Origin of the sequence: Aquimarina discodermiae (genome assembly GCF_040786235.1) — a bacterium.
GTDB lineage: Bacteria > Bacteroidota > Bacteroidia > Flavobacteriales > Flavobacteriaceae > Aquimarina.
Window position 1 is genome coordinate 35,779 of sequence record NZ_JBFMKP010000021.1, and the last position, 23,167, is coordinate 58,945.

Sequence of the window (23,167 nt, forward strand, 5' to 3'; positions counted from 1 at the left end):
TAACTATTTTGTAATGAAATAATAACAATACCGACCTAATTTTTCAATGAACTGGTTTGAACTTTTTTGATTCATGCGAAAAATGATGTTTTTTTGGTCAATTGAAATGTTTTTTGCACTTCATAGTGGCGCTACGAAGTAAGAAAAAGATGAAAATTGAGTAAAAAAGGGCGTTTTTATAGCGAATTGAAAAAAGTTTAAACCAGTTCAATAGCTATAAAACGACTACACGAACAAAATGCCAATTCAAAATATAGCACTTCTTGTTTTTGCGCGCTCTGTAGAAGAGGAGACAAAGCATAAGCCTTTTTTTGCGAAAAGGTCTCTTGCAAAATCCTTAAATATACACACGCAAAACATAGCAACTCAAAGCGGGCTACCTGTTATATATGTTGATGAAACGAAACAAACAGGTTTTGATTTTGGTTCTCGATTTTCTAATGCGTTAAAACTAGGATTTAACAAAGGATATGATGCTTTGATTACCATTGGTAATGATTGCCCTTTTTTACAGGTTAAACACATTATTGAAGCTAAAAAAGTACTAGAAAATGGCAATACAGTACTTGGGCCAACCTATGATGGTGGATTCTACTTATTAGGTCTTTCTAGAGAAAACTTTAACCCTACAACATTTAACATCTTTTCTTGGGGTACGGATTGTATTTTTGAAGAAATTAAGAATGATTTTTTAAAAAATCAACATCACTGTTATACGCTCCAGAAGCTACGTGATATTGATTTTTTCTCTGATTTAGAAAAACTTAATCTACAAAACATTTGTAATGTAGCATTACGTAAAATTATTCAGGCATTAACAGTTACCCCTATTCAAAATTATGATTTCATCTACATTTCTGAGCTTAAACTTTTACAACCAGTAATACATAACAAAGGATCTCCTCTTTTATTGGCTATTTAAGTAAGAATAAGGTCTGCTATTATGCAGAAGTAAGACCATTTCTACTCACACATTAATCTAACATTTATAAAAATAGCACCAGCCATACAACCAAACGGTTTACGGTTGTCATGTGCTGGAATGATAACGAATATACCGAATGAAAAAAATTCTAACGGCTTTACTTTTAATACTATCAATTTTAACAAGTTTTGCGCAAGAAACAACAGGTAATCTTCAAGGAACCTTAAAAGACAATCAAAACAACCCAATGCCTTTCGCTAATGTGGTCCTAACCGATATCGAAACCAATTTTACCTATGGGGCAATATCGCAAGAAAACGGATTTTATAGGCTCAATAATATTCCACCAGGAAATACCTATAGTATAGAAGTTTCTTTTGTAGGATATCAAACTATCAAAGAAAATAACCTGATTATTAACTTAGGAAGCACAACAATAAGAGATTTTATAATATTAGAAGAAAGTACAACGCTTCAGGAAGTAGTTCTTACAGTAGCTTCAACACCTAAAAAGAATGGTAATGAAAACTTATTGGGTAAAAATGCTATAAAAGGTACCCCCACCATTAACCGAAGTATCCAGGACTTAACCAAAAACTTACCCGAAAACAATCTAAATTCTTTTGGTGGTGCAAGCAATCGTTTTAACAATCTAAATATCGATGGAATTGCTAATAACGATATTATAGGATTTCAGGAACCGGCCAGTGGTGCTTCTGGCTCATCTGCAAATGGAACACCAGGGAGCCTATCTCGAAGTCAACCTATAGGGCTTGGAGCAGTAAAGCAAGTAAGTGTAAAGCTATCTCCTTTTGATGCCAGTATAGGTAATTTTAATGGAGCGAGTATCAATTTGGTTACCAAAAACGGAACCAATACTATCAAAGCTACCGTATATGGATATGGGAACAATCAAAATCTGATAGGAAAATTTGCCAACGGTGCCGAGCAAGAAGTACAATCTTTTTATGATCTACAATTTGGAGGTGGTGTTGGTGGCGCTTTGGTCAAAGATAAGCTCTTCTACTACGTGAATTTTGAACAGGCATTATCAAAAACTCCTGTTTTGAATGCGCCAGGAAGTGCAACCTCTGATATTTCACTAAGCGATGTATCCGCGATTCGTGATAGATTGTTAAATGTATATGACTATGACCCCGGAGCGTTTCAAAGTGCCGATTTAAAAACAGGGAGTAGTAAACTGTTTACCCGATTAGACTATAATATATCCGATGTACATAGACTTACATTACGTAATAATTACGTTAATAGTTTTGCTGATAACCTCGAATGGAACAGTACTTTTTTTAATTTTGGAAATCAAGGATATCGACATAATAGTGTTGCCAATAGTCTTGCTGTCGAGTTGAAATCAAATTTTAAAAATGGACATACTAACAAACTTTCATTCGGATATAATATCGTAAAAGAACATCGAGATTTTGATGGCCGTGTATTTCCACATATCCAGATAGCCACTTCGTCTGCAGGTCGAATATTTGCTGGTACTTATCGCGAAGCATCAGTTTACAACACAAACTTTTCTACACTGCAACTTGCAGACACCTATACCTTTGATATTGACAAACATCATATTACCACAGGGGTATTCGGGCAATTACATGATGTAGACTATGGGTTTTTATCTGCCTGGAACGGAAGATGGGAGTACCGATCTGTAGAAGATTTTCTAAACGATAATCCGGCAAGAATCAGAGGTGTCTACAATGTTAACAACAATGATTTTGCATTTGTGAGTAATCGTCCATCTGCAACTATAGGAGTGCTCGAGGCAGCAGCATTTTTTCAAGACAATTTTCGTATCAATGATCAACTAGAAATAACCGCAGGTCTGCGACTAGATGGGCAATATCTAACCCAGCAATTACCCATAAGCGAAGCGGTACGGGCAACTTCAGAATTTGGCAACTATGATAATACCATCTCTAAAGCACCGCAATTAAATCCACGATTTGGTTTTAATTATAAAATTGACAACAAAGGTAAATACACTTTACGTGGGGGAACAGGGCTTTTTTCGGGTCGTATCCCCTATTTATGGTTTGCATATGCAGAATATATCTCGGGTACCGAATACTTTAATATTGATATCAGACCAAATGATTCTATTGCATTAACCGAAAATTTAGAAGATTTACGAAGTGTTCAATCAGATGTAACCGAGATTAACCTTTTGGATCCCGATTTTTCATTACCTCGTGACTGGAAAACCAATATTGCCATTAAGGCTAAATTACCCAATAGATGGACTATCGATTTAGAAGGAACCTATACAGAGGTCGTAAATGGTATATTCTTTCAATCTATTAACCGAAGGGACAACCTGGGTAATTTTGGCGGTGCAGACAATCGTTCATATTTTCTTGAGACTGGTGATGCAATCAAAATTAACACGAACTTCACTAATGTTTTTTTATTGACCAATACAGATAAAGGGTTTAGATATAATCTTACTTTTGGGTTGAGCAAGCAACTGGGAAATTATAGTGGTTACCTGGGGTATACATACGGAATGAGTAAAGATATATCCAGTACAGTACGAAGTTCACCAGCTGCAAACTTTGAATGGAATCAAGCCGTTTTCGCCAATAACCCATCGCTTTCTTTTTCGAATTTTGACCTTAGACATAAATTTGTAAGCAGTCATTCTTATAGTTTTGATATTGGTAAAAGCAGTACAGGGTTTATTTCTTTTTTGTATAACGGAAGAGCTGGAAGCCCTTTTTCTTATGTTTATCAAGGAGATTTAAATCGTGATGGATCTTCTAGAAATGATGTAATATATGTACCTAGAAATGCGTCAGAAATCAATTTGATTGATATTACCGATGCCACAGGAAATGTAACTGTGAGTGCAGCAGAACAATGGGAACGTTTAAATGCTTTTATTGAAGGTGACTCTTATTTAAAAGAAAGACGTGGCCAAATAGCAGAACGTAACGGTGCTCGTACCCCGTGGAATCATGAGCTTGACATGAAACTAGAATACGGTCTGGATCTAAAAAATGGTAATAAAATTTCTCTCTCGTTCGATATGCTTAACGTCTTCAATTTTATAAATAAAGACTGGGGACGCTTAGTATTTGTACCTAATGTAGTGAATTCTAGCTTTAGTCTTCTTAATTTTAGAGGTATCCAAAATAACGAACCTCAGTTTCAATTTAATATCCCAGTAGATGCAAAACCATATATTACCGACTTGTTTAATTCTCGATGGCGTGCACAATTTGGATTGAAATATCATTTTTAAATTACAAAAGGGGGTACGGTTTTAAACACGCTTACCCCCTATATACTGTGATCATTAAACTTATTCTGAAACCTTTTTAAGGTTTGATAACCCTATTTCAAAAAGAGGTCCTACCTTACTCTCCATCATCAGATTACCCATTATTCTTTTAAGAGGATTATATCCCAAATCAATATAAATGGTCCAGGTAACATTTGTTTTATTATTATTTTGATCAAATAACCAAATACCATTTGCAGAACCTCCATCTTCAAAAGAAATTAATGTTTTAATCTTTTGATTTATGTTACTTTCTATTATTTCAACACTTCCTTCTCCTTTTCCCTGATTATAAATAAGTCTGGAACCAACCCCAGAAGAAGCTCCTTCTGTTCTTTTAATCACGGTAGTATAATCCATGCCTTCTTCATGCCAGGGTCCTCCCCATTTTTTCCAATGCTCTATGGTGTTTACATTGTCAAATACATTCTCTACTGAAGCATTAATAGCTATAGATCTACTTACCTCTACATTTGTGGGAAACAAAAGAGACACAAGACACACTAGAAGTATTAGTATTCCTAATACCACTCCTATCTTTTTTACTTTCTTCATGTCTCTTTGTTTTTAGATTTCCAGGCCTTATCTGCTTTTTTAATGCGATTTGGTAATACATTGAACAAAAATTTTGCAACCAGATTCGAAAATGCATAGTGCTTACCGTTTTTCGTCAAAATATATTTAGTATTTGCTTCTATAGCTGTTTTTCCTGTACTAACTGCAAATGCACAATTACCACTATATTCTATATTATAAGTACTCATAATGTTATGTCTTTAATTAATCCCATCCATTTGTTTAACAGGGCGAACTTCGATTGTACCTTCTGCATCATCAAACATTGGATTGGCTTTTGCTATTTCTACAGCTTCTTCAAGGTTTTTGGCTACAATATGAAAGTAACCAACAATCACTTCTTTAGATTCGTTAAAAGGTCCATCCTTAAAAACACCTTTATTACCGTGAATAATAGCTCCATTCATTTCTAAAGGCTGAGCTCCTTTTAGTTTTCCAGATTCCATTAGCCCTCCTATATATTTAGCTATTTTCTGAACATGAGCTTGCTGTTGCTCGGGTGAAAGTCCTTCTAGATGGTCGCCTTTGGTTTTGATAAAAATCATGAATTCTTGCATAATTAGATTTCTTTACTATTAATTAAATAAATTGTTTACAACCATAAGTCAACTGAAAAATGAGAAAAGGGACATCGGATTTAAAAAAAATTATTTTTTCTCAGAATACTCTTTTAATTTGCTGTTTATAAGTAATTTTTGATTTTCCTGAAGTGGTAATTTTAAAGCTTCTTTTAAAAAAGTGATGGCGATTGTTGGTTCATTATTTTGAAGATGAAGTGCTGCCCTTGTGGTATAGTATGGTAAATAAGATTGAAAGATAGTATTGCCTTTTATAGTATCAAGTTCTTCAAGCGCTTTTTTGGTATTATCTGTTTTAGAAATAACAATTGCCCGATTAAGCAGAATAATAGGAGATTTATCTATTTCAATAATCATATCGTATAACGATAAAATACCTTTCCAGTCAGTATTCTCATAAGATGAAGCGGTACAGTGATGTGCAGAAATGGTTGCCAAAATATGATACATAGAGATCTCATTCTGTGCTGCAGCAAATTCTAAATAATAGAGTCCTTTTTTGATTAGTTCTTTATCCCATTGCCCTCTATCCTGATTTTCTAAATCCAAAAGGTTATCAAATTCGTCTACTCTGGAATCAAAACGCGATGAATTAAATGACATTAATGCTAATAAGGCATAGGTAGTAGAAGATGCGACATAAGGGTGAGATGCAATAATTTGGGCAAGGCGAATAGCTTCTTCGCAAAGCTCATAACGAATGAATTTGTCGCCAGAAGTAGCATGGTACCCTTCATTAAATAATAAGTACACGGTTTCCAGAATACTGGAGAGTCTACGTTCGAGTTCCTTTCCCACAGGAACTTCGAAAGAAAGCTTGGCCTCTTTTATGTTCTTTCTTGCTCTTACCAATCTTTTATTAATATTTTCTTCTGTGGTTAAAAATGCTTTGGCAATTTCGGGAATACTAAATCCACAAAGGGTTTTTAAAGTAAGAGCTATTTGGGAGTCTGACGAAATAGAAGGATGGCAGCAGGTAAATATCATTCGTAATTGATCATCTGCAATTTCCTTATCTGTAAAAATATGATCTAAAGATGCCGCTTGCTCTGATTCTAATTGAATTATGATCTTTGACATATATTCCCTCTCATACTTTTCTTTCTTAAGAACATTCAAAGCCTTATATCTCGCCACTTTATATATCCAACCGATAGGATTATCAGGTAATCCACTATACGTCCATTTATTTAAAGCTTCGAGCATAGCCTATTGCACCACGTCTTCTGCCAATTCTATTCTAGCAGTCCCAAATGTTTTGGTTAGTATCGAAACCAATTTCCCATATTCATGTCTAAATAAATGGTTGATCTTGTTAGCTATGTTGGTTTCATCGTTGGTCATACATTATTTGTTACAACAATACTATATAATTTGTTAGTTGAAATATAAAAGTAACAATAACCAATAAAAAAGCTAGACAATATTATCCAAGTATTAATAAAACCTCACTAAAAATAACGCAAGAAAACTACCTAAATACTGTTTGTACAAAGCTCTTTTTTAAAAATTAACAAAACCATTGTAAGAAATAGACAAAACACTAAAAAAGAGTTAATTACATATTTTTATAAACAATATTTAAGTTTTAAAAATTAGACATAAACACATGAATTATAGATAAATATCCATACTCGCTTCTCTTTTTATATCTGTGAAGTTAAATCTTACATTTTTGTTCTAAGCAAGAAATTTAATCTCTAAAATATTTTGCAAAAAGTAGTGTTTACAATACTAACTAACTCATTTTAAACTCAAAACAATGAAAAAAATTTATGCGCTTATTGTAAGCATGGTTATCTGTTGTTTATTAACTACAGAACTTCACGCTCAAGAAAAAATTGAAACTGAAAACTCTTCATCCACTCAATCCCGAATTAGAAACGGAGAAGATGTTTTAATCGAAAATCACCCCTATCAAGCTGATTTAGGAGGATGTGGAGGTACAATTATTGGCCCTACCTGGATTCTTACGGCTCAACATTGTGTTGGTGGTATCGTGGGAAGAACTATTGGTGTTGGATACACCAAAAGAAGTGATAAATCTACCGGACAAACATCTACCGTAAAAAGAGTTATTAATTTTCCATGCTCTGGTTGTGACTTAAGTCTTTTAGAACTAGATACTCCCTTAGATTTATCTGGTAAATATGCCAAGGCGATTAGATATGCATCGCCTGTTGTTTTTACAAAGGGTTATGTAAAAAAAGATATGGATTGTTATGCAACAGGTTGGGGACAATTGGACCCAAACACCGGTGCTACTCCAGATAATTTGCAAGGAGCATTGTTAAAATTTGGACAAGTTCAATTATCTGACGAGCGCATTAGAGTTGAAGAAACCGAAGGTCGAATGGTTTGTAGAGGAGATAGTGGTGGCCCATTGGTAGTAGATAATTCTGATAAGTCTGAAAGAATTTTAGTAGGTGCTGTAAGTGGTGGAGAAGGTTCTCCTTGCTCTGATTATGGTTTTTGGGGTAATGTTGCTAATGCAGCAAGTTGGATAGAAGAACAAACGGGGATTAAACCATATACCGAAGATACAACTGGTGATACACAAGCACCAACCACACCATCAAGATTGACTGCAGGAAATGAAACACAAACAACGATTGATCTTACCTGGGAAGCTTCTACAGATAATGTAGGAGTAACAGGATATGATGTATATCGTGGTAATACAATGATTGCTACTGTATCAGGAACAAGATACCAAGCCGTTGGATTAACAGCAGGTACCGAATATTCTTTTAGAGTAAAGGCAAAAGATGCTGCAGGTAATGAATCAGGGTTTAGTAACACGGCTACTGCTTCTACTTTACCAGAAGAAGATACACAAGCACCTACTGCACCATCAAGATTGGCTGCAGCAAATGAGACACAAACAACCATCGATCTTACCTGGGAAGCATCTACAGATAATGTCGCTGTTACAGGATATGATGTATATCAAGGAGATACCATGGTTGCAACAGTTCCAGGAACAAGATACCAAGCCGTTGGATTAACAGCAGGTACCGAATATTCTTTTAGAGTAAAAGCAAAAGATGCTGCAGGTAATGAATCAGGGTTTAGTAACACGGCTACTGCCTCTACCTTGCCAGAAGACAATACCGATACAGAAGCACCTACTGTACCATCAAGATTGGCTGCAGCAAATGAAACACAAACAACGATCGATCTTAGCTGGATGGCCTCTACAGATAATATAGGTGTTACAGGATATGAAGTATACCAGGGAGATGTGATGATCGCAACTGTAGAAGGAACTAGATATCAGGTAATGGGATTAACCCCAGGAACCGAATACTCGTTTAGCGTATTGGCAATGGATGCTGCAGGAAACAAATCAAGGTTTAGTAACACAGCAACAGCTTCTACATTACCAGAAGACACTGCCGATACCGAAGCACCTACTGTACCAACAGAGTTAATAGCAGATAATGAAACACAAACGACCATCGATCTTAGCTGGATGGCCTCTACAGATAATGTAGGTGTTACAGGATATGAAGTATACCAGGGAGATGTGATGATCGCAACTGTAGAAGGAACTAGATATCAGGTAATGGGATTAACCCCAGGAACCGAATACTCGTTTAGCGTATTAGCAATGGATGCTGCAGGAAACAAATCAAGGTTTAGTAACACAGCAACAGCTTCTACATTACCAGAAGACACTGCCGATACCGAAGCACCTACTGTACCAACAGAGTTAATAGCAAATAATGAAACACAAACGACCATCGATCTTAGCTGGATGGCCTCTACAGATAATGTAGGTGTTACAGGATATGAAGTATACCAGGGAGATGTGATGATCGCAACTGTAGAAGGAACTAGATATCAGGTAATGGGATTAACCCCAGGAACCGAATACTCGTTTAGCGTATTAGCAATGGATGCTGCAGGAAACAAGTCAAGATTTAGTAACACAGCAACAGCTTCTACATTACCAGAAGACACTGCCGATACCGAAGCACCTACTGTACCAACAGAATTAGCTGCTTCTAATATCAAGCAAACCACCTTAACACTTAACTGGATGGCTTCTACAGATAATGTAGCAGTAACAGGATATAATGTATATCAAGGTACAACCATGATAGGTACCTCTATTACAACCTCATTTAATGTATCAGGATTAACAGCAGCTACTACTTATCAGTTTACAGTAGTTGCTATGGATGCGGCAGGAAACATGTCTGAGGCTAGTAATCTAGCAACTGCTACTACCAAAGATGAAGATACTGCCAATATTTGTGAGGGAGTAGCGCCATGGCAATGGGGAGTACCTTACCAAACAGGAGACAGAGTAGTGTACAGAGGGAATCTTTTTGAAAAACTAGAAAGAGGATGGAAGTTTATTGGTAGATGTAATGCAAGTTCTTGTGAAGGAATTGATGATTGGAAATCAGGTACTTCTTATAATTCTGGAGATAAAATAGTTTACAAAGGTAACCTATGGCAACGTACAGACAGAGGTTGGGTATTTGTTTCATCTTGTGGAGCTAAGTCTTCTAGTAAAATAGCACCGCCAAGCGGAGGTATTACAATCTCTCCAAATCCAGCAAGCAATCTAATAAACATTAATAATTATACGCCATCAGAAGAAAGAGCAGTATATAGTGTAATTGATTTATTAGGAAGAACAATAAAAAGTGGAGATTACAAATCAGCAACATTGGATGTTTCAAACTTAAAGGCAGGAACATATATCTTGAGAATAACAACAAGTAATGCTGTTCGCACTGCTACTTTTATAAAAGAGTAATTTATAAGTAAACACATTGCTCATTTTTTTTAGAGGTTATCTGCAAAGGTAACCTCTTTTTCATGTCTTGATATCCATATATTTTTCTAAACTAAAGTTCTAAAAAAACTTAATGTGACCCGATATTCTTCACCCTAGGTAATACTATACTATTTTACTCTTAGTACTTCAAAAAGTTCTTTATTACTGTAATTTTAAAAAACCTAAAAGCTCAAACACACTAAAGTTCAGCAATTTAATAATCTGTTTATGGGATGACAGATAAAAATGAAAAAACCGTTAATTTTTTGATTTCATTTCTTTATTTGAATCAGTTATCCTATTTTAGTTATCACTAACTTAAACTCAACTCAATTATGAAAACGCGATTAATCTTCTCGATTACAAGCTTTTTCGAACAAAAAATCATGGTTACTCGGCCCGATTCTTTAGACGAAAAGCGTTGTAAATTCTCAAAAAAATATTTCAATTGTATTTGATTCAATTTCACAGAATCAACATAAATATTCTTTAGATTTAGCCCCCTAAAAAAACCTAAACATAGGCAAACAACAAGCTACATCTAATTGAATTTCAGCTCCCTTTATTGCATAAACCAATAAGGTAAATGCAAGTATTTTAAACTCTAACAAATCATTTTAAAACTTAAAACAATGAAAAATTTTTATGTGCTTATTTTAAGCATGGTTACCTGTTTATTTACTACTGAATTGCACTCTCAAGTAAAAACGGAATCTAATAATCAGTCTCGAATAAGAAATGGAGAAGATGTTTTAATCGAAAATCACCCATATCAAGCCGATTTAGGAGGCTGTGGAGGTACCATTATTGGGCCTACCTGGATTCTTACTGCAGAACACTGTGTTGGCGGAATCGTAGGAAGTACTGTCGGGGTTGGTTATACCAAAAGAAGTGACAAATCTACAGGACAAACATCTACCGTAAAAAGAGTCATTAATTTTCCTTGTTCAGGATGTGACTTGAGTCTCTTAGAACTGAATACGCCTTTAGATTTATCTGGTAAATATGCCAAGGCAATCAGGTATGCTTCGGCAGTAGTTTTTACCAAGGGGTATGTTAAAAAAGATATGGATTGCTATGCTACAGGTTGGGGACAGTTAGATCCTAATACTGGTGCTACTCCCGATAATTTACAAGGAGCACTATTAAAATTTGGACAAGTACAATTATCAGACGAACGTATTAGAGTTGAAGAGACCGAAGGAAGAATGGTGTGTAGAGGAGATAGTGGCGGTCCATTAGTTGTAAATAATAGTGATAAGTCTGAATTGATTTTGGTAGGAGCTGTAAGTGGCGGAGAAGGAAGCCCTTGTTCTGACTATGGTTTTTGGGGTAATGTAGCTAATGCAGCAAGCTGGATAGAAGAACAAACCGGTATTAAGCCTTATACAGAAGACACCACTGGCGATACGCAGGCACCAACAACTCCTGCTAACTTAGCTTCGTCTAATGTAACTCAAACTACAGTAGGTTTATCTTGGACAGCTTCTACCGATAATGTTGGAGTAACTGGCTATGATGTTTATCAGGGTAATACGGTAGTGACAACGGTAACAGGTACATCACATACAGTAACAGGATTAACTGCTAATACTGCCTATCAATTTAGAGTAAAAGCAAAAGATGCTGCAGGTAATACTTCTGACTTTAGTAATACCGTTTCTGTAACTACATTAACCGATACAACCGATCCAACTTATTGTTCTTCGAACGGTCAAAGCGTTGCAGACGAACATATAGGCAACGTAACATTAGGTAGCATTAATAATACCACTACCGGTTCTTCTGGAGGGTATGGAGATTATACTTCTCTTTCTACTACCCTGTCTAAAGGAGCATCTAATACAATCACTATTACTCCGACATGGTCAGGTACTACTTATGATGAAGGATATAGTGTATGGATAGATTATAACGGAGATGGTGATTTTGCAGATAGTGGAGAGCAAGTATTTAGCAAAGCAGCTTCTCAAGATACTCCTGTAAGCGGAAGTTTTACAGTACCTGCATCTGCTACCAACGGGAATACTCGTATGAGAGTATCTATGAAATACAATGGAATACCTACTCCTTGTGAGTCTTTTAGCTATGGAGAGGTAGAAGATTATACAGTAACTATTACAGGAGGAGGTACCGATCCAACATGTAACGATGGGATACAAAATGGTGATGAAACCGGTATTGATTGTGGTGGTTCTTGCGAACCATGTCAGGTTACAGTAACCTATTGTACTGCTAATGGTAATGATGGTCCAGAAGCAATATCGAATGTTACTTTTGCAGGAATTAATAACTCATCAACACGTGGTGCTACAGGTTATGAAGATCATACCTCCTCTACAGCAAGTGTAAGCAGAGGAACAAGCTATAATCTTAATGTGACCATCATAGGATATCAAGGTGGATCTACCGACGAAATATATGCTTGGATCGACTGGAATCGTGATGGTGATTTTGCAGATGCTGGTGAGAATTATACGGTAACAAAAACATCTAATCTAGCGGGTAGCGTGTCGATAAGTGTACCACAAACAGCAAATGTCGGGTCAACAAGAATGAGAGTATTGGTTTCTTACTATGATAATGAAAACAACCCTTGTGATACCGGTACTAATGATGTTCGTTTTGGAGAGTATGAAGATTATACAGTAGCAGTAACTGCCAGTAAATCTGGCAACTCTAATAGCAGAGATTTCTTCTCTATTGCTAATCCAGTTGCTTCTTATGGAAGTTTAGATATTAACTTTAATGGTTCTAAAGCTGAAAATGCAAAAATTGCAATATATGATACAAACGGAAGAAAAGTGGCTGATTTTAGTCAACAAAAACTTTCTGGAAAATCTTTGTCATTACCTCTTAATGGAAAACTAAGACAAGGACTATATTTTGTAAAGATACAAACAAAAGGAGCTAATGGTACTCAAAGCGTTATTGTAAAATAATGTGAACTACTGCTTTTTTACTGGTTAATAACAAGAGAGGTTGTCTGCTTAGACAACCTCTTTTTTAATCTCTAAAATTCAACAAAACATATCTCCAGAACTGACATTTATCATAGTAATATGGTAATAAACCAAGTACTTTTGAAGTATAAAACACTAAAAACGAAAACATGAAAAAAATTCTTGTTCCCGTAGATTTTTCAGAGTACTCAGAGTATGCATTACAAGCAGCAGCAATGATTGCCAAAAAACTGGATGCAGAAATTGTCGTATTACATATGCTTGGTTTATCAGAAGCCATTCTAACCAAAGATGAAAGTCAGGAAGTTGCAGAAGCTATGTACTACATGAAGTTAGCCGAAAAAAGATTTGAAACATTTTTGGATAAAGAATACTTAAAAGGAATTAAAGTTTCTGAAACTGTACAAAATTATAAGATTTTTAGTGAGATCAATCAATTGGCGATCGAACATGAAACAGATCTAATAGTTATGGGATCTCATGGGGTTAGTGGACTTCGTGAAGAAGTTTTCATAGGCTCTAATACAGAAAAAGTAGTTAGAACTTCTAGTATTCCTGTATTAGTGGTAAAAAAACCTACAGAGAACTTTGGTATCAAAGAAGTCGTATTTGCGTGCGACTTCAAACATGAGAATATTAAAGCATATTTAAGAGCAATACGTTTATTTGAGCTATTTGCTGCAAAAGTACATTTGCTATACATAAATCTGCCTGGTGATAAGTTTAGAAGCTCAGATCAAATAGAAGAACGAATAAAAGAGTTTTTATTTAAGGCAGAACTTGGTGATCTCGACAGGTATAAAGATGTTGTCATTTATAATGATTACACTGTCGAAAGTGGCGTTTACAACTATAGTAATAAAACAAATGCTGATTTAATAGCGATTCCTACTCATGGTAGAAGAGGGTTAGCACATTTCTTTAATATAAGTATAGGAGAGGATATCGCCAATCATGCAACCAAACCCGTAATAACCTTTAAAATATAAGTGTGTGTATTAAGATGAAAGAAGAGACTGTCTAAAAACATTTAGGCAGTCTTCTTTGTTTTGGCTGTATTCTGGTTTTTAATTTTTTGCTTTCTAATAAGCTGATAATTATTTGTTAAAAGCAAAAAATTCCTAAGTGTTTAAAACGCTTAGGAATTTAAAACTATCCTTTTATAAACCAATAAGGGTTATTTAGTATCTGCCGTAAAACTTATACTTCACTTATTACTTTTACAATCTCATCTTTTTGTAGTACCCCTGACTGTCTCCATTGTTGTACTCCTTCTTTAAAAATGATCATTGTAGGGACTCCCCTCACCTGATATTTAGCAGCTAACGTTTGATTTTTATCCACATCAATTTTTACAATCTTTACACGATCACCCAATTCATCTTTCACTTCTTTTAGAATGGGAGCTAACGTTTTACAAGGACCACACCAATCGGCAAAAAAATCAACCAATACTGGGGTATTTGAATCAATAATGTTACTAAAACGATCTTTCATAAGTATGCATATTTTTGTTACAAAATACATTATTTTAAATACCTGTTCTAGTTAAAATGAAATTATGACCTTACTATCAAAGAAAATTATCTGTATCTTTTTTTAATAAGTGATTAATGGTTGAAATAGGAATCTTAACTGAAAACATACCCGTATAAGAAGGACAAATAACACAATCATCAAAATAAAACTCTATAGAGTCTTCATTAATAACAAAGTTATTTTTGTAAGCTTTAAAATCTCCTTCAGATAATTCCCAACAGTCATAATACAATTCTCCTTCTCTTATAGCATTTGATATGGTAGTATTGATTATCAAAAATAACTCTTCTTCTGATTCATTTCTAAAGAAATCCTGATAATACATAAACTGATACTTCTTAGCATCAAAGTTTAAACAATCAAAAGTATAGACAGAATGTTTCATTCCGAAATAGTAATTCTCTCGGTACATTACAATACTCAAGAAATTTCTGTTTGAAGCATGAACCCTGTAATCCATTATTCTTTTATCTCTAAGCTTTTTAATTTTAAGAGTATCGCATAGCAATTCTTTATCCTCCAGAATTTGGTTACCTGTTTTTATTATATTCAAATAAACTTCTTTGATATAGTTATTAAACACAGAAAACCCCGGATTCTTTTCTTCATCTATATAAGGGTATCGATAATCAAGTATATAATGATTATGTTCTTTATAAAGTTCTTTGGCAATAACACTATCTTCATTCTCAAATGGTTTCACTCTTCTATTCACCAATTGTTGCCTTTTTATAGCTTTTGTTTTTTCTTTGTCAAGTTCGAGGTTTTCTTCAGAAAAAGTTGCATTTTTTTCTTGTTCAGTGATCACTACTTCTTCCGAAGTTTCTGTATACCGATTCTCATTGTTATTCCTTTTATTACATGCAATCACAAATAATAAAAAAAGACAAGTTATTATGGTTCTCATGGTATGTAGTTTTACTTAATTTTCATTATTCTTTTAAAATAAAATCCTTGAAACGAAGAAGTGTATCCCCTCTTATAATCTTTCAAAGAATATAAAAAAGGTGAGCCTGCTTAAAAAGACTCACCTAAAACCTATACCATTTCTGATTTAAAATTACCCGTTAAAATTTGTTCTTTTTAGCTTATGCTTCAAAATAAAATTTAAACGTAACTAAAGCTATGCTTGCTTTTTCTTTTTTGCCTAAACTAAAAATACCTATATTTTATTTGAGTATTTTAAAAACAGAACTGGTATTAAAAGAGAATACATGTGATTTAAAACAAACCGTTTCCTAGAATTATTAGGGTATTTATAATTAAACTGGCAATTAATAAGTCTAATACCAATTTTGGTTTTTGCACAGTAAGAATAGCGGCATTATGAGCACTACACACAGCTACAGTTATAAATACCAGAAACATTTGGAATGCATTGTTTCCATCAAATAATGTGGTCATAATCGCAATCGACCCCAGGCAGGTCGATGCTATAATTGCCAAGGCAGAATAACCGATATAGTTTTCAGAGAAATCCGAATTTATTTTTGCATATAGTGTCATATCATAATGTTTTATATTCTTTGTAAAAGTAGAATGACCAGATATCTTAAAATATGATATTCGTCAGGGTTTGTAAAAATTCTACTCGAATAGCAATTTAAGTCGACCCAGCATGATCAATTCAGATTTATTGCTTCCAGAAAAAGCATTAGCAATTCCGCTGCAGGTATCCCATATTAATTTTTTTATATCCTCTGTAAAAAAATCAATATGTTCATGATAGTATTCTTCAAATAAATAAAAACACTCTTCTGCATTTAACTCTTCTCTATAATCTAGCCAATCAAAGACAATCTCGATATGAAAAGCAGCATCTACCCCAAACTCATCTTCGATATCATCTAATTGTAACCATTTTGATGTTACAATTTTACGTAGTGATTCGTATTCTGATTTGCGAACAACTCTATCTGATGCTGCAACGGCATAAAATAATCGCCCCAGATGTTGGTAAAATGTAACTCGTATGTTTTGTGCTATATTCATCATATTGTATAATTTTATTTCTAATGCCAATATAACCTGAGATATACTTTTATTTTATGATATTAATCAGGTTCTGCAACTCACCAAAATCATTACATTTGACCTATGAAGGTTTTTTCAAAAGACAATAATATTTTTAATCTGCTAACCGAAGCAATATCTGAAGGCATCATTGTAGTGAATGAAATGCAAGAAATAGTTGCCACCAATGGTTCGTCGAATGATATTTTTGGCTATCAGGAAGAAGAGCTCCTGGGGCAACGACTAGATGTCCTGATCCCTCAAAGATACCATCATAATCACAAGGGTCATGTTGAGAATTTTGCCAAACATTCAGAAAAAAGAAAAATGGCACGGGGAAGAGATCTTTATGGGGTTAGAAAAGATGGTACAGAATTTCCTTTGGAAGTAGGGTTAAATCCATTTGTTATTTATGGAACCCGTTATATTATGGCTTTGGTAATAGATATTACTGAAAGAAAAGAAAAAGAACATCAGATAAAAGAATTAAATGTTCAACTCGAAAAGAAGATCGAGAAACGAACAGAGGAACTAAGACAAACCATAGAAGAGCTCCAGGAAGAAGTAAAGCTTCGTATGGAGGCTGAGGCAAGAATTAAAGAATCTCTAAAAAAAGAACAGGATCTTAATGAATTAAAAACGAAGTTTCTTTCTTTAGTTTCTCATGAGTTTAAAACTCCGCTAAGTGGTATTCTTACCTCTGCAACTTTGGCGGGAAAGTACAAAAAAGAAGAGCAGCAGGAAAAACGTGACAAACACCTGTATACTATTAAAAATAAGGTAAAATATCTGGATAATATTTTAAATGATTTTTTATCTATAGAACGGCTTGAAACCGGTAAGGTAACCTATAAGTATAGTACGTTTCCGCTTAGCAAAGTGATTAACGAAGTAGTATATGATGCCAATATGTTACTCAAAGACGGACAACGAATTAACTATCCAAATGATATAGATGAATATACCTTAGAATTTGATGAAAAAATTTTGGAACTAGTACTATCCAACCTAATTAATAATGCGATCAAGTATTCTGGAGAAAATACCGTGATTGATATGCAGGTAGCTTTTGAAAACGATTGGTTAACATTTCATATCATTGATCAAGGGATGGGAATTCCTAAAAAAGAACAAGAGTTTATCTTTAAACGATATTTTAGGGCAGAAAATGCCTTATTAGATCAAGGTACTGGAATTGGATTAAACATTGTAAAAAGTCATTTGGAAAACTTAGGGGGTACTATTACCTTTACTAGTACAGAAAATATAGGATCTACTTTTATTGTTAAAATTCCTATAGTAGCTAAACCAACATCATCATAAAATGAGTACTGGTCAGGTTAATTAGATTCACAGCACACAAATCAAAAATAGATGAAAACGATCCTTTTAATAGAAGATGATGCAGCTTTAAGAGAGAACACTGCAGAACTACTAGAGCTATCTAACTACAAAGTAGTTACTTCACCCAATGGTAAAATTGGAATTGCTACTGCAAAGCAAGAAAAACCGGATATCATCATCTGTGATATTATGATGCCCGAAGTAGATGGTTATGGCGTATTAGAAACATTATCTCAGGATCACTTAACCAATCAAATCCCTTTTATTTTTTTATCTGCCAAAACAGAACATAAAGAGATCCGAAAAGGAATGGATTTGGGTGCCGATGATTACCTAACCAAACCTTTTGAAGAAGAAGAGTTATTAAGTGCAGTCGAGAGCCGATTGGCAAAAGCACAAATCCTTGCCAGTAACCTAAGAGTGCCTTCTATACAGAAGGAAGAAGCTCAGGATGAGCAAAACCTAAGAAGTTTGCATGAACTTAAAAACTTCTTTGATGATTATGGTGAAATTTCTTCTTTTAAAAAAGGAAGATTGATTTATAAAGAAGGGGATCATTCTAACAAAATATATTTGATTTTAAAAGGAGTTATTAAATCCCATAAAATGGATGAGAATGGCAAAGAATTAATCACTGCTTTGTATAAAGAAGATGACTTTCTTGGATTTACCTCTTTTGTAGACCATATCCCATATCAGGAGTCTGCAACGGCTGTAGAAGATTGTGAGCTTGCTGGAGTATCCAAAAACTCACTTAGGGAAATATTAGAAAAAAGCAAAAATGTATCTCTGGAGTTAATGGAATTACTTACCGACAACTTATCAGAAATTAAAGAACAACTATTGCAAATGGCCTATAGCTCGGTACGAAAAAAAACGGCTCAAACCATTCTACAATTTACAGAGGTTTTGAGTAAAGGTCCAGAAGAAAGTATTAAGATTTCTAGAAACGACCTCGCCAGTGTTGCCGGTATTGCTACAGAAAGTCTGATTAGAACATTATCTAGTTTTAAAAAAGATGGTTTGATAGAAATCGAAGGACGTAACATTAAAATTCTGGACATTAAAGGACTTCGATTGGTAGAGTAAATGATCCTCGGGAAATTCCACAAAGCATTCAACTAAAAATAATTTTTAATATTCCAAAACAAACTTCGAGGTATTAAATCTCTGATCCCATTAAAAAAGCGGGATTAGTTATACTAACCTGAGTTCGATTAATCTGAAATGCGTCAGTTTGAGACATCCAATACAAGTTTTATCCAGTGAATAAACTGACGTTCCAAAGCAGAGCTTTGAGCATCTTTTTTCACCAGTATAAGATTTGTTTTGCGTTAAAAAATCTTGAAACCTTGGAAAGATTTTAGCAAAACAAATCTGGTTTTCAGTATAACTGAAAAATACCTTGAAAAAAGCGCCTTTTCTTTTGGTTCGTTTTCTTTGGGCGAGCAAAGAAAATGAACAGAAAGCTAAATCAAAGGAAGTTAGGTAAAATTCAATAATATATAAACCTATGAAAAACAAAGTATTCAAAAGCTATTCTCGATACAATTTTTCTCCATTTTATTATGAAAAATCACTCCTTTAGATTAGCATTGAGGTATTTTATACCTTAAAGAACGGAAAAGGTACACTATCTATTTTGAATGCATTGCTACGCAAACTTTCAAAACAGAGTTTCACTAATAAAATGGTAAACTGATTTTTGTCATACTTTTCATAAACACATACCAATACATTTGTTGTATTATGATGTGTCTATGAAAAAAAATATCCTAATACCAATAGATTTTTCAGAAAACTCATGGAACGCCATTAGTTATGCGTTGTCTTTTTTTGAAAATGTAAACTGTAATTTTCACTTATTACATGTTGTAAATTCTGAAAGGTTAATGAGGGTTAATATCCCTTTATACGAACCTGAAGAAATTGTAGTTCGAAAAACATCGCAGAAAAACAAAGAACAAATGAATTCGTTTCTTAAGCGAATCAAAAAAATCACTCATAATAAAAACCATCTTTTTTTTACTACTATAGAATACGGGCTATTTATAGATGTCGTCAGAAAACAGGTAATCGACAGAAACATCAATTACATTGTAATGGGTACCAAAGGTGCATCAGGATTAAAAGAAAAAATAATTGGTACAAATACAGGGGATGTTATTACCAAAGTAAAATGTTCTTTATTAGTCATTCCCGAAAAAGCATCCTATACACGTATTAATGAAATTGCTTTCCCTACAGATTATAACATTTACTATAAAAACAAAGTACTTTCTACCATTACAGAAATACTAACGCTAACAAAGAGTTCTTTACGCGTGCTTCATGTATCAAAAAAAGAGCAGGATCTAACTGATTTACAAAAAAATAATAAATATTTTTTAGAAGATGTACTTCAAAATCAAAAGTATAGTTTTCACTTTTTATCTAATGTAGATCTTGAAACTGCAGTACAATGTTTTGTAGAAAGCAGAGATATTGATATGATTACTATGGTTGCAAAAAACCTTAATTTTTTTCAACGCATTTTGTTTCAACCCACCGTAGAGAAAATAAGCTATCATATTTCGATCCCTTTTTTAGTCCTGCATGAATAGTAGTAAATAATACCAAAGATTTTTCAGGAAGTACCAAAAATTCAAAACTCAAAAAAATGTGCACCAATCTAATACATAAATATAATGTCCCTGGCCCACGATATACAAGCTACCCAACCGTTCCTTATTGGGACAATGATTCCTTTTCATTAAAAGATTGGAAATCATCTGTGATTCGGTCTTTTAAAGAAAGTAATGATTCCGAAGGAATCAGTCTTTATATTCACCTTCCTTTTTGTCAAAGTATATGTACTTTTTGTGGGTGTCATAAACGTATTACCAAAAGGCATGACGTAGAAATACCTTATATCAAGGCCGTTTTAAAAGAATGGCAATTGTATTTTAATCTTTTTGAAAACAAACCCAAAATAAAAGAGTTGCATCTGGGAGGAGGCACCCCCACATTTTTCTCACCAGAAAACTTACGATATCTAATCAACGGAATTTTTTGGTATGCCGAACGAGCAGAAAAATATGAATTTAGCTTTGAAGGGCACCCAAACAATACTACCAAAGAACACTTGCAAGAACTTTATGATCTAGGGTTCAGAAGAGTCAGTTTTGGAGTTCAGGATTACAATAAAACTGTACAAGAAGCTATACACCGTATACAACCTTTTGAAAATGTGAAATATGTTACAGAAATAGCTCGCGAAATTGGGTATACTTCTGTAGGACACGATATTATTTTTGGGCTTCCTTTTCAGACAGAAGAAACAATTATTGATACCATTCTGAAAACAAAAAAACTCTTACCAGATCGATTGGCTTTTTATAGTTATGCTCACGTTCCCTGGCAAAAAGGAAACGGACAGCGAGGGTTTCTTGAATCTGATTTACCAACTGCTGCGCACAAACGTAATCAATACGAAACAGGGAAAAAACTCTTATCAGAAGCAGGATATATAGAAATTGGAATGGATCATTTTGCCTTAACCAACGATACCTTATACCAATCTATGCAAAATGATAGACTACATAGAAATTTTATGGGCTATACAGCTTCAAAAACTCAATTAATGATTGGTTTGGGCGCATCTTCTATTAGTGATAGTTGGTATGGTTTTGCTCAAAATGTAAAAGGGATAGAAGAATACCAAAATTTGGTTCATCAAAATATTATTCCAGTATATCGTGGACATCTATTAAACAAAAAAGATGAAATCATTAGAAAACATATTCTAAATCTAATGTGCCATTTTACAACCAGTTGGGCAGAGGAAACAAGCATTTTCCCTGAATTACAAGATGTACTAAAAGAATTGAAAGAATTAGAAAATGATGCACTATTAGAGATTTCAGAAAACAGCCTATTCATCAAAGAAAAAGGTCGCCCATTTGTTCGTAATATCTGTATGGCCTTTGATGTAAGGCTTCAGAAAAACCAACCAGAAACACCATTATTTTCTATGACGGTATAACTCCAGTTTATCCTTAGATTTTTGAGCGTTTTTAAAATTTGGCATCATGATTGGTATATAATCTCATAAAAGGGGAAATATTAACCAAAAAATGTTGTGTAGAAATGAGTCATAACAATAAAGTCGATACCCATCGATATCATCAATGGCGAATTCGATCTGACATTTAAAACAATAAAAAAGAACAGATGAAAACTAAATTACTATTAAAAAGCTCATATATTCCTAAAAGGAAAACAGATAATCTTGAAGATTGGAAGCAATATATCGATGCCAAAATGAGAGAAATACGTTTTGGCACACATCATAGAATAGGAGCAAAAAGTTAGGTATTATATACAGAACTCATCTTGACTTTTTCTATTTCCTAAAAAATGGCTAAAATTCACCCATATTTCGTTACTTTTCTTACTCGTAGCGCTGCTATGATTTTCAAAAAGTGCCTCATCTGGTTAAATTTTAACTCATTTTAGTTCACGAAGTCTATATATTATAATAAAGAGTTCATGAATCTTCGATTTCGGTTAAAACAAAAAGTCAAGAGGAGTTCACTACCAAAAATAGAAGTTTGTTATTAAATCAATAAGTTCTTTTTTTTGAACAACATATAGTTCATTTAAATCAGTTCATTATATAAAAATGTTCAATGTTTTTATATACGAGGCTTTAGTGAAAAAATGAAATATAGAAAGTTGTAAAGCCTTATTTAGAGTAATTTTCAACTACAAAGTCTCCCCAATCTGCAATTGATTTGATAAGAGGACGTAGTGTTTTTCCAAATTCGGTTAATGAATATTCGACTTTTAAAGGAGGTTTTGATGTATATACCTTTCGTTTGATGATTCCGTCTTCTTCTAAAGTTTTTAGTTGTAAACTTAGAGTTCGTTCGGTAACAGTTGGCATTTCTTTTCTTAACTCGTTATATCGCAGTGTGCCTTCCATTAAATGAAATAAGATTACCGTCTTCCATTTTCCACCAATAATACCCATTGTTAAACTTGTACAACAGGGATATTCCTTTCCTTTAAATGTATACATAACAAAAAAATTAAACTATCCTTTTTGACCGTTATTGCAAAGATAAAATACTATACTTAGTT

Annotated in this window: 20 protein-coding genes; 10 read left to right on the forward strand and 10 right to left on the reverse strand. The window is 33.9% G+C overall.

Features of this window, described 5'->3' with window-relative positions; all coding sequences use genetic code 11:
• Nucleotides 1–238: 238 nt before the first annotated feature.
• Together ABW636_RS14515 and ABW636_RS14520 are read left to right on the forward strand one after the other, a co-directional pair.
• Nucleotides 239–922 (forward strand): TIGR04282 family arsenosugar biosynthesis glycosyltransferase, encoded by a 684-nt coding sequence (locus tag ABW636_RS14515; RefSeq protein WP_367590786.1) that lies wholly within the window; start codon nucleotides 239–241, stop codon nucleotides 920–922.
• Nucleotides 923–1,061: 139 nt separating this feature from the next.
• Nucleotides 1,062–4,196 carry a TonB-dependent receptor gene (locus tag ABW636_RS14520; RefSeq protein ID WP_367590787.1) on the forward strand — a complete coding sequence of 1,045 codons (3,135 nt, stop codon included), beginning with the start codon at nucleotides 1,062–1,064 and terminating at the stop codon, nucleotides 4,194–4,196.
• A 60-nt stretch (nucleotides 4,197–4,256) separates the two neighbouring features.
• Here the strand turns inward: ABW636_RS14520 and ABW636_RS14525 are convergent, their stop codons facing one another.
• The 5 genes from ABW636_RS14525 to ABW636_RS14545 form a co-directional block, all read right to left on the reverse strand.
• The gene (locus tag ABW636_RS14525) at nucleotides 4,257–4,790 is read right to left on the reverse strand and encodes an SRPBCC family protein (protein ID WP_367590788.1); all 534 of its coding nucleotides are present in this window, start codon (nucleotides 4,788–4,790) and stop codon (nucleotides 4,257–4,259) included.
• Nucleotides 4,787–4,999, reverse strand: a complete 213-nt coding sequence (locus tag ABW636_RS14530; RefSeq protein WP_367590789.1) for a hypothetical protein — start codon at nucleotides 4,997–4,999, stop codon at nucleotides 4,787–4,789. The genes ABW636_RS14525 and ABW636_RS14530 overlap by 4 nt, the downstream gene beginning before the upstream one ends.
• 12 nt (nucleotides 5,000–5,011) lie before the next feature.
• Nucleotides 5,012–5,368 (reverse strand): YciI family protein, encoded by a 357-nt coding sequence (locus ABW636_RS14535; RefSeq protein WP_367590790.1) that lies wholly within the window; start codon nucleotides 5,366–5,368, stop codon nucleotides 5,012–5,014.
• 90 nt (nucleotides 5,369–5,458) lie between these two features.
• Complete coding sequence (locus ABW636_RS14540) at nucleotides 5,459–6,595, reverse strand: RNA polymerase sigma factor (protein WP_367590791.1); 1,137 nt, start codon at nucleotides 6,593–6,595, stop codon at nucleotides 5,459–5,461.
• A gap of 3 nt (nucleotides 6,596–6,598) precedes the next feature.
• A complete protein-coding gene (locus ABW636_RS14545; RefSeq protein WP_367590792.1) occupies nucleotides 6,599–6,733 on the reverse strand; it encodes a hypothetical protein in 135 nt (44 codons plus the stop codon).
• A 418-nt stretch (nucleotides 6,734–7,151) separates the two neighbouring features.
• On the opposite strand from ABW636_RS14545, the gene ABW636_RS14550 reads away from it, so the two are divergent.
• The 3 genes from ABW636_RS14550 (at nucleotide 7,152) to ABW636_RS14560 (ending at nucleotide 14,136) form a co-directional block, all read left to right on the forward strand.
• Nucleotides 7,152–10,163 (forward strand): fibronectin type III domain-containing protein, encoded by a 3,012-nt coding sequence (locus ABW636_RS14550; RefSeq protein ID WP_367590793.1) that lies wholly within the window; start codon nucleotides 7,152–7,154, stop codon nucleotides 10,161–10,163.
• A 653-nt stretch (nucleotides 10,164–10,816) separates the two neighbouring features.
• Nucleotides 10,817–13,126: a GEVED domain-containing protein gene (locus tag ABW636_RS14555; RefSeq protein ID WP_367590794.1), complete on the forward strand. Its 2,310-nt coding sequence runs from the start codon at nucleotides 10,817–10,819 to the stop codon at nucleotides 13,124–13,126.
• Between the two features lie 170 nt (nucleotides 13,127–13,296).
• Nucleotides 13,297–14,136 carry a universal stress protein gene (locus ABW636_RS14560; protein ID WP_367590795.1) on the forward strand — a complete coding sequence of 280 codons (840 nt, stop codon included), beginning with the start codon at nucleotides 13,297–13,299 and terminating at the stop codon, nucleotides 14,134–14,136.
• A 211-nt stretch (nucleotides 14,137–14,347) separates the two neighbouring features.
• Here ABW636_RS14560 and trxA read toward each other — a convergent pair whose 3' ends face one another.
• The 4 genes from trxA to ABW636_RS14580 form a co-directional block, all read right to left on the reverse strand.
• Nucleotides 14,348–14,644 (reverse strand): thioredoxin, encoded by a 297-nt coding sequence (gene trxA, locus ABW636_RS14565; RefSeq protein WP_367590796.1) that lies wholly within the window; start codon nucleotides 14,642–14,644, stop codon nucleotides 14,348–14,350.
• Between the two features lie 76 nt (nucleotides 14,645–14,720).
• A complete protein-coding gene (locus ABW636_RS14570; protein WP_367590797.1) occupies nucleotides 14,721–15,593 on the reverse strand; it encodes an RsiV family protein in 873 nt (290 codons plus the stop codon).
• A gap of 314 nt (nucleotides 15,594–15,907) precedes the next feature.
• Nucleotides 15,908–16,192 carry a hypothetical protein gene (locus ABW636_RS14575; RefSeq protein ID WP_367590798.1) on the reverse strand — a complete coding sequence of 95 codons (285 nt, stop codon included), beginning with the start codon at nucleotides 16,190–16,192 and terminating at the stop codon, nucleotides 15,908–15,910.
• Between the two features lie 81 nt (nucleotides 16,193–16,273).
• Nucleotides 16,274–16,681 carry a hypothetical protein gene (locus ABW636_RS14580; RefSeq protein ID WP_367590799.1) on the reverse strand — a complete coding sequence of 136 codons (408 nt, stop codon included), beginning with the start codon at nucleotides 16,679–16,681 and terminating at the stop codon, nucleotides 16,274–16,276.
• A gap of 102 nt (nucleotides 16,682–16,783) precedes the next feature.
• Between ABW636_RS14580 and ABW636_RS14585 the strand changes: the two genes are divergently transcribed.
• From ABW636_RS14585 to ABW636_RS14605, 5 genes are all read left to right on the forward strand, one after another.
• The gene (locus ABW636_RS14585; protein ID WP_367590800.1) at nucleotides 16,784–18,022 is read left to right on the forward strand and encodes a PAS domain-containing sensor histidine kinase; all 1,239 of its coding nucleotides are present in this window, start codon (nucleotides 16,784–16,786) and stop codon (nucleotides 18,020–18,022) included.
• Between the two features lie 51 nt (nucleotides 18,023–18,073).
• Nucleotides 18,074–19,132 (forward strand): response regulator, encoded by a 1,059-nt coding sequence (locus ABW636_RS14590; protein ID WP_367590801.1) that lies wholly within the window; start codon nucleotides 18,074–18,076, stop codon nucleotides 19,130–19,132.
• 671 nt (nucleotides 19,133–19,803) lie between these two features.
• Nucleotides 19,804–20,646, forward strand: a complete 843-nt coding sequence (locus tag ABW636_RS14595) for a universal stress protein (RefSeq protein WP_367590802.1) — start codon at nucleotides 19,804–19,806, stop codon at nucleotides 20,644–20,646.
• Nucleotides 20,647–20,702: 56 nt separating this feature from the next.
• Nucleotides 20,703–22,067, forward strand: a complete 1,365-nt coding sequence (gene hemN / locus ABW636_RS14600) for an oxygen-independent coproporphyrinogen III oxidase (protein ID WP_367590803.1) — start codon at nucleotides 20,703–20,705, stop codon at nucleotides 22,065–22,067.
• A gap of 188 nt (nucleotides 22,068–22,255) precedes the next feature.
• Entirely contained in the window at nucleotides 22,256–22,396 is a 141-nt protein-coding gene (locus tag ABW636_RS14605; RefSeq protein WP_367590804.1) for a hypothetical protein, read from the forward strand.
• A 373-nt stretch (nucleotides 22,397–22,769) separates the two neighbouring features.
• Here the strand turns inward: ABW636_RS14605 and ABW636_RS14610 are convergent, their stop codons facing one another.
• On the reverse strand, nucleotides 22,770–23,105 hold the full coding sequence (locus ABW636_RS14610; protein ID WP_367590805.1) for a winged helix-turn-helix transcriptional regulator: 336 nt from the start codon (nucleotides 23,103–23,105) through the stop codon (nucleotides 22,770–22,772).
• Nucleotides 23,106–23,167: the final 62 nt, after the last annotated feature.

Bases quoted from the DNA above. Each gene is read 5' to 3' on its own strand.
- ABW636_RS14515 (WP_367590786.1), top strand. From the start codon at position 239: ATGCCAATTCAAAATATAGCACTTCTTGTTTTTGCGCGCTCTGTAGAA.
- ABW636_RS14520 (WP_367590787.1), top strand. From the start codon at position 1,062: ATGAAAAAAATTCTAACGGCTTTACTTTTAATACTATCAATTTTAACA.
- ABW636_RS14525 (WP_367590788.1), bottom strand. From the start codon at position 4,790: ATGAAGAAAGTAAAAAAGATAGGAGTGGTATTAGGAATACTAATACTT.
- ABW636_RS14530 (WP_367590789.1), bottom strand. From the start codon at position 4,999: ATGAGTACTTATAATATAGAATATAGTGGTAATTGTGCATTTGCAGTT.
- ABW636_RS14535 (WP_367590790.1), bottom strand. From the start codon at position 5,368: ATGCAAGAATTCATGATTTTTATCAAAACCAAAGGCGACCATCTAGAA.
- ABW636_RS14540 (WP_367590791.1), bottom strand. From the start codon at position 6,595: ATGCTCGAAGCTTTAAATAAATGGACGTATAGTGGATTACCTGATAAT.
- ABW636_RS14545 (WP_367590792.1), bottom strand. From the start codon at position 6,733: ATGACCAACGATGAAACCAACATAGCTAACAAGATCAACCATTTATTT.
- ABW636_RS14550 (WP_367590793.1), top strand. From the start codon at position 7,152: ATGAAAAAAATTTATGCGCTTATTGTAAGCATGGTTATCTGTTGTTTA.
- ABW636_RS14555 (WP_367590794.1), top strand. From the start codon at position 10,817: ATGAAAAATTTTTATGTGCTTATTTTAAGCATGGTTACCTGTTTATTT.
- ABW636_RS14560 (WP_367590795.1), top strand. From the start codon at position 13,297: ATGAAAAAAATTCTTGTTCCCGTAGATTTTTCAGAGTACTCAGAGTAT.
- trxA (WP_367590796.1), bottom strand. From the start codon at position 14,644: ATGAAAGATCGTTTTAGTAACATTATTGATTCAAATACCCCAGTATTG.
- ABW636_RS14570 (WP_367590797.1), bottom strand. From the start codon at position 15,593: ATGAGAACCATAATAACTTGTCTTTTTTTATTATTTGTGATTGCATGT.
- ABW636_RS14575 (WP_367590798.1), bottom strand. From the start codon at position 16,192: ATGACACTATATGCAAAAATAAATTCGGATTTCTCTGAAAACTATATC.
- ABW636_RS14580 (WP_367590799.1), bottom strand. From the start codon at position 16,681: ATGATGAATATAGCACAAAACATACGAGTTACATTTTACCAACATCTG.
- ABW636_RS14585 (WP_367590800.1), top strand. From the start codon at position 16,784: ATGAAGGTTTTTTCAAAAGACAATAATATTTTTAATCTGCTAACCGAA.
- ABW636_RS14590 (WP_367590801.1), top strand. From the start codon at position 18,074: ATGAAAACGATCCTTTTAATAGAAGATGATGCAGCTTTAAGAGAGAAC.
- ABW636_RS14595 (WP_367590802.1), top strand. From the start codon at position 19,804: ATGAAAAAAAATATCCTAATACCAATAGATTTTTCAGAAAACTCATGG.
- hemN (WP_367590803.1), top strand. From the start codon at position 20,703: ATGTGCACCAATCTAATACATAAATATAATGTCCCTGGCCCACGATAT.
- ABW636_RS14605 (WP_367590804.1), top strand. From the start codon at position 22,256: ATGAAAACTAAATTACTATTAAAAAGCTCATATATTCCTAAAAGGAAA.
- ABW636_RS14610 (WP_367590805.1), bottom strand. From the start codon at position 23,105: ATGTATACATTTAAAGGAAAGGAATATCCCTGTTGTACAAGTTTAACA.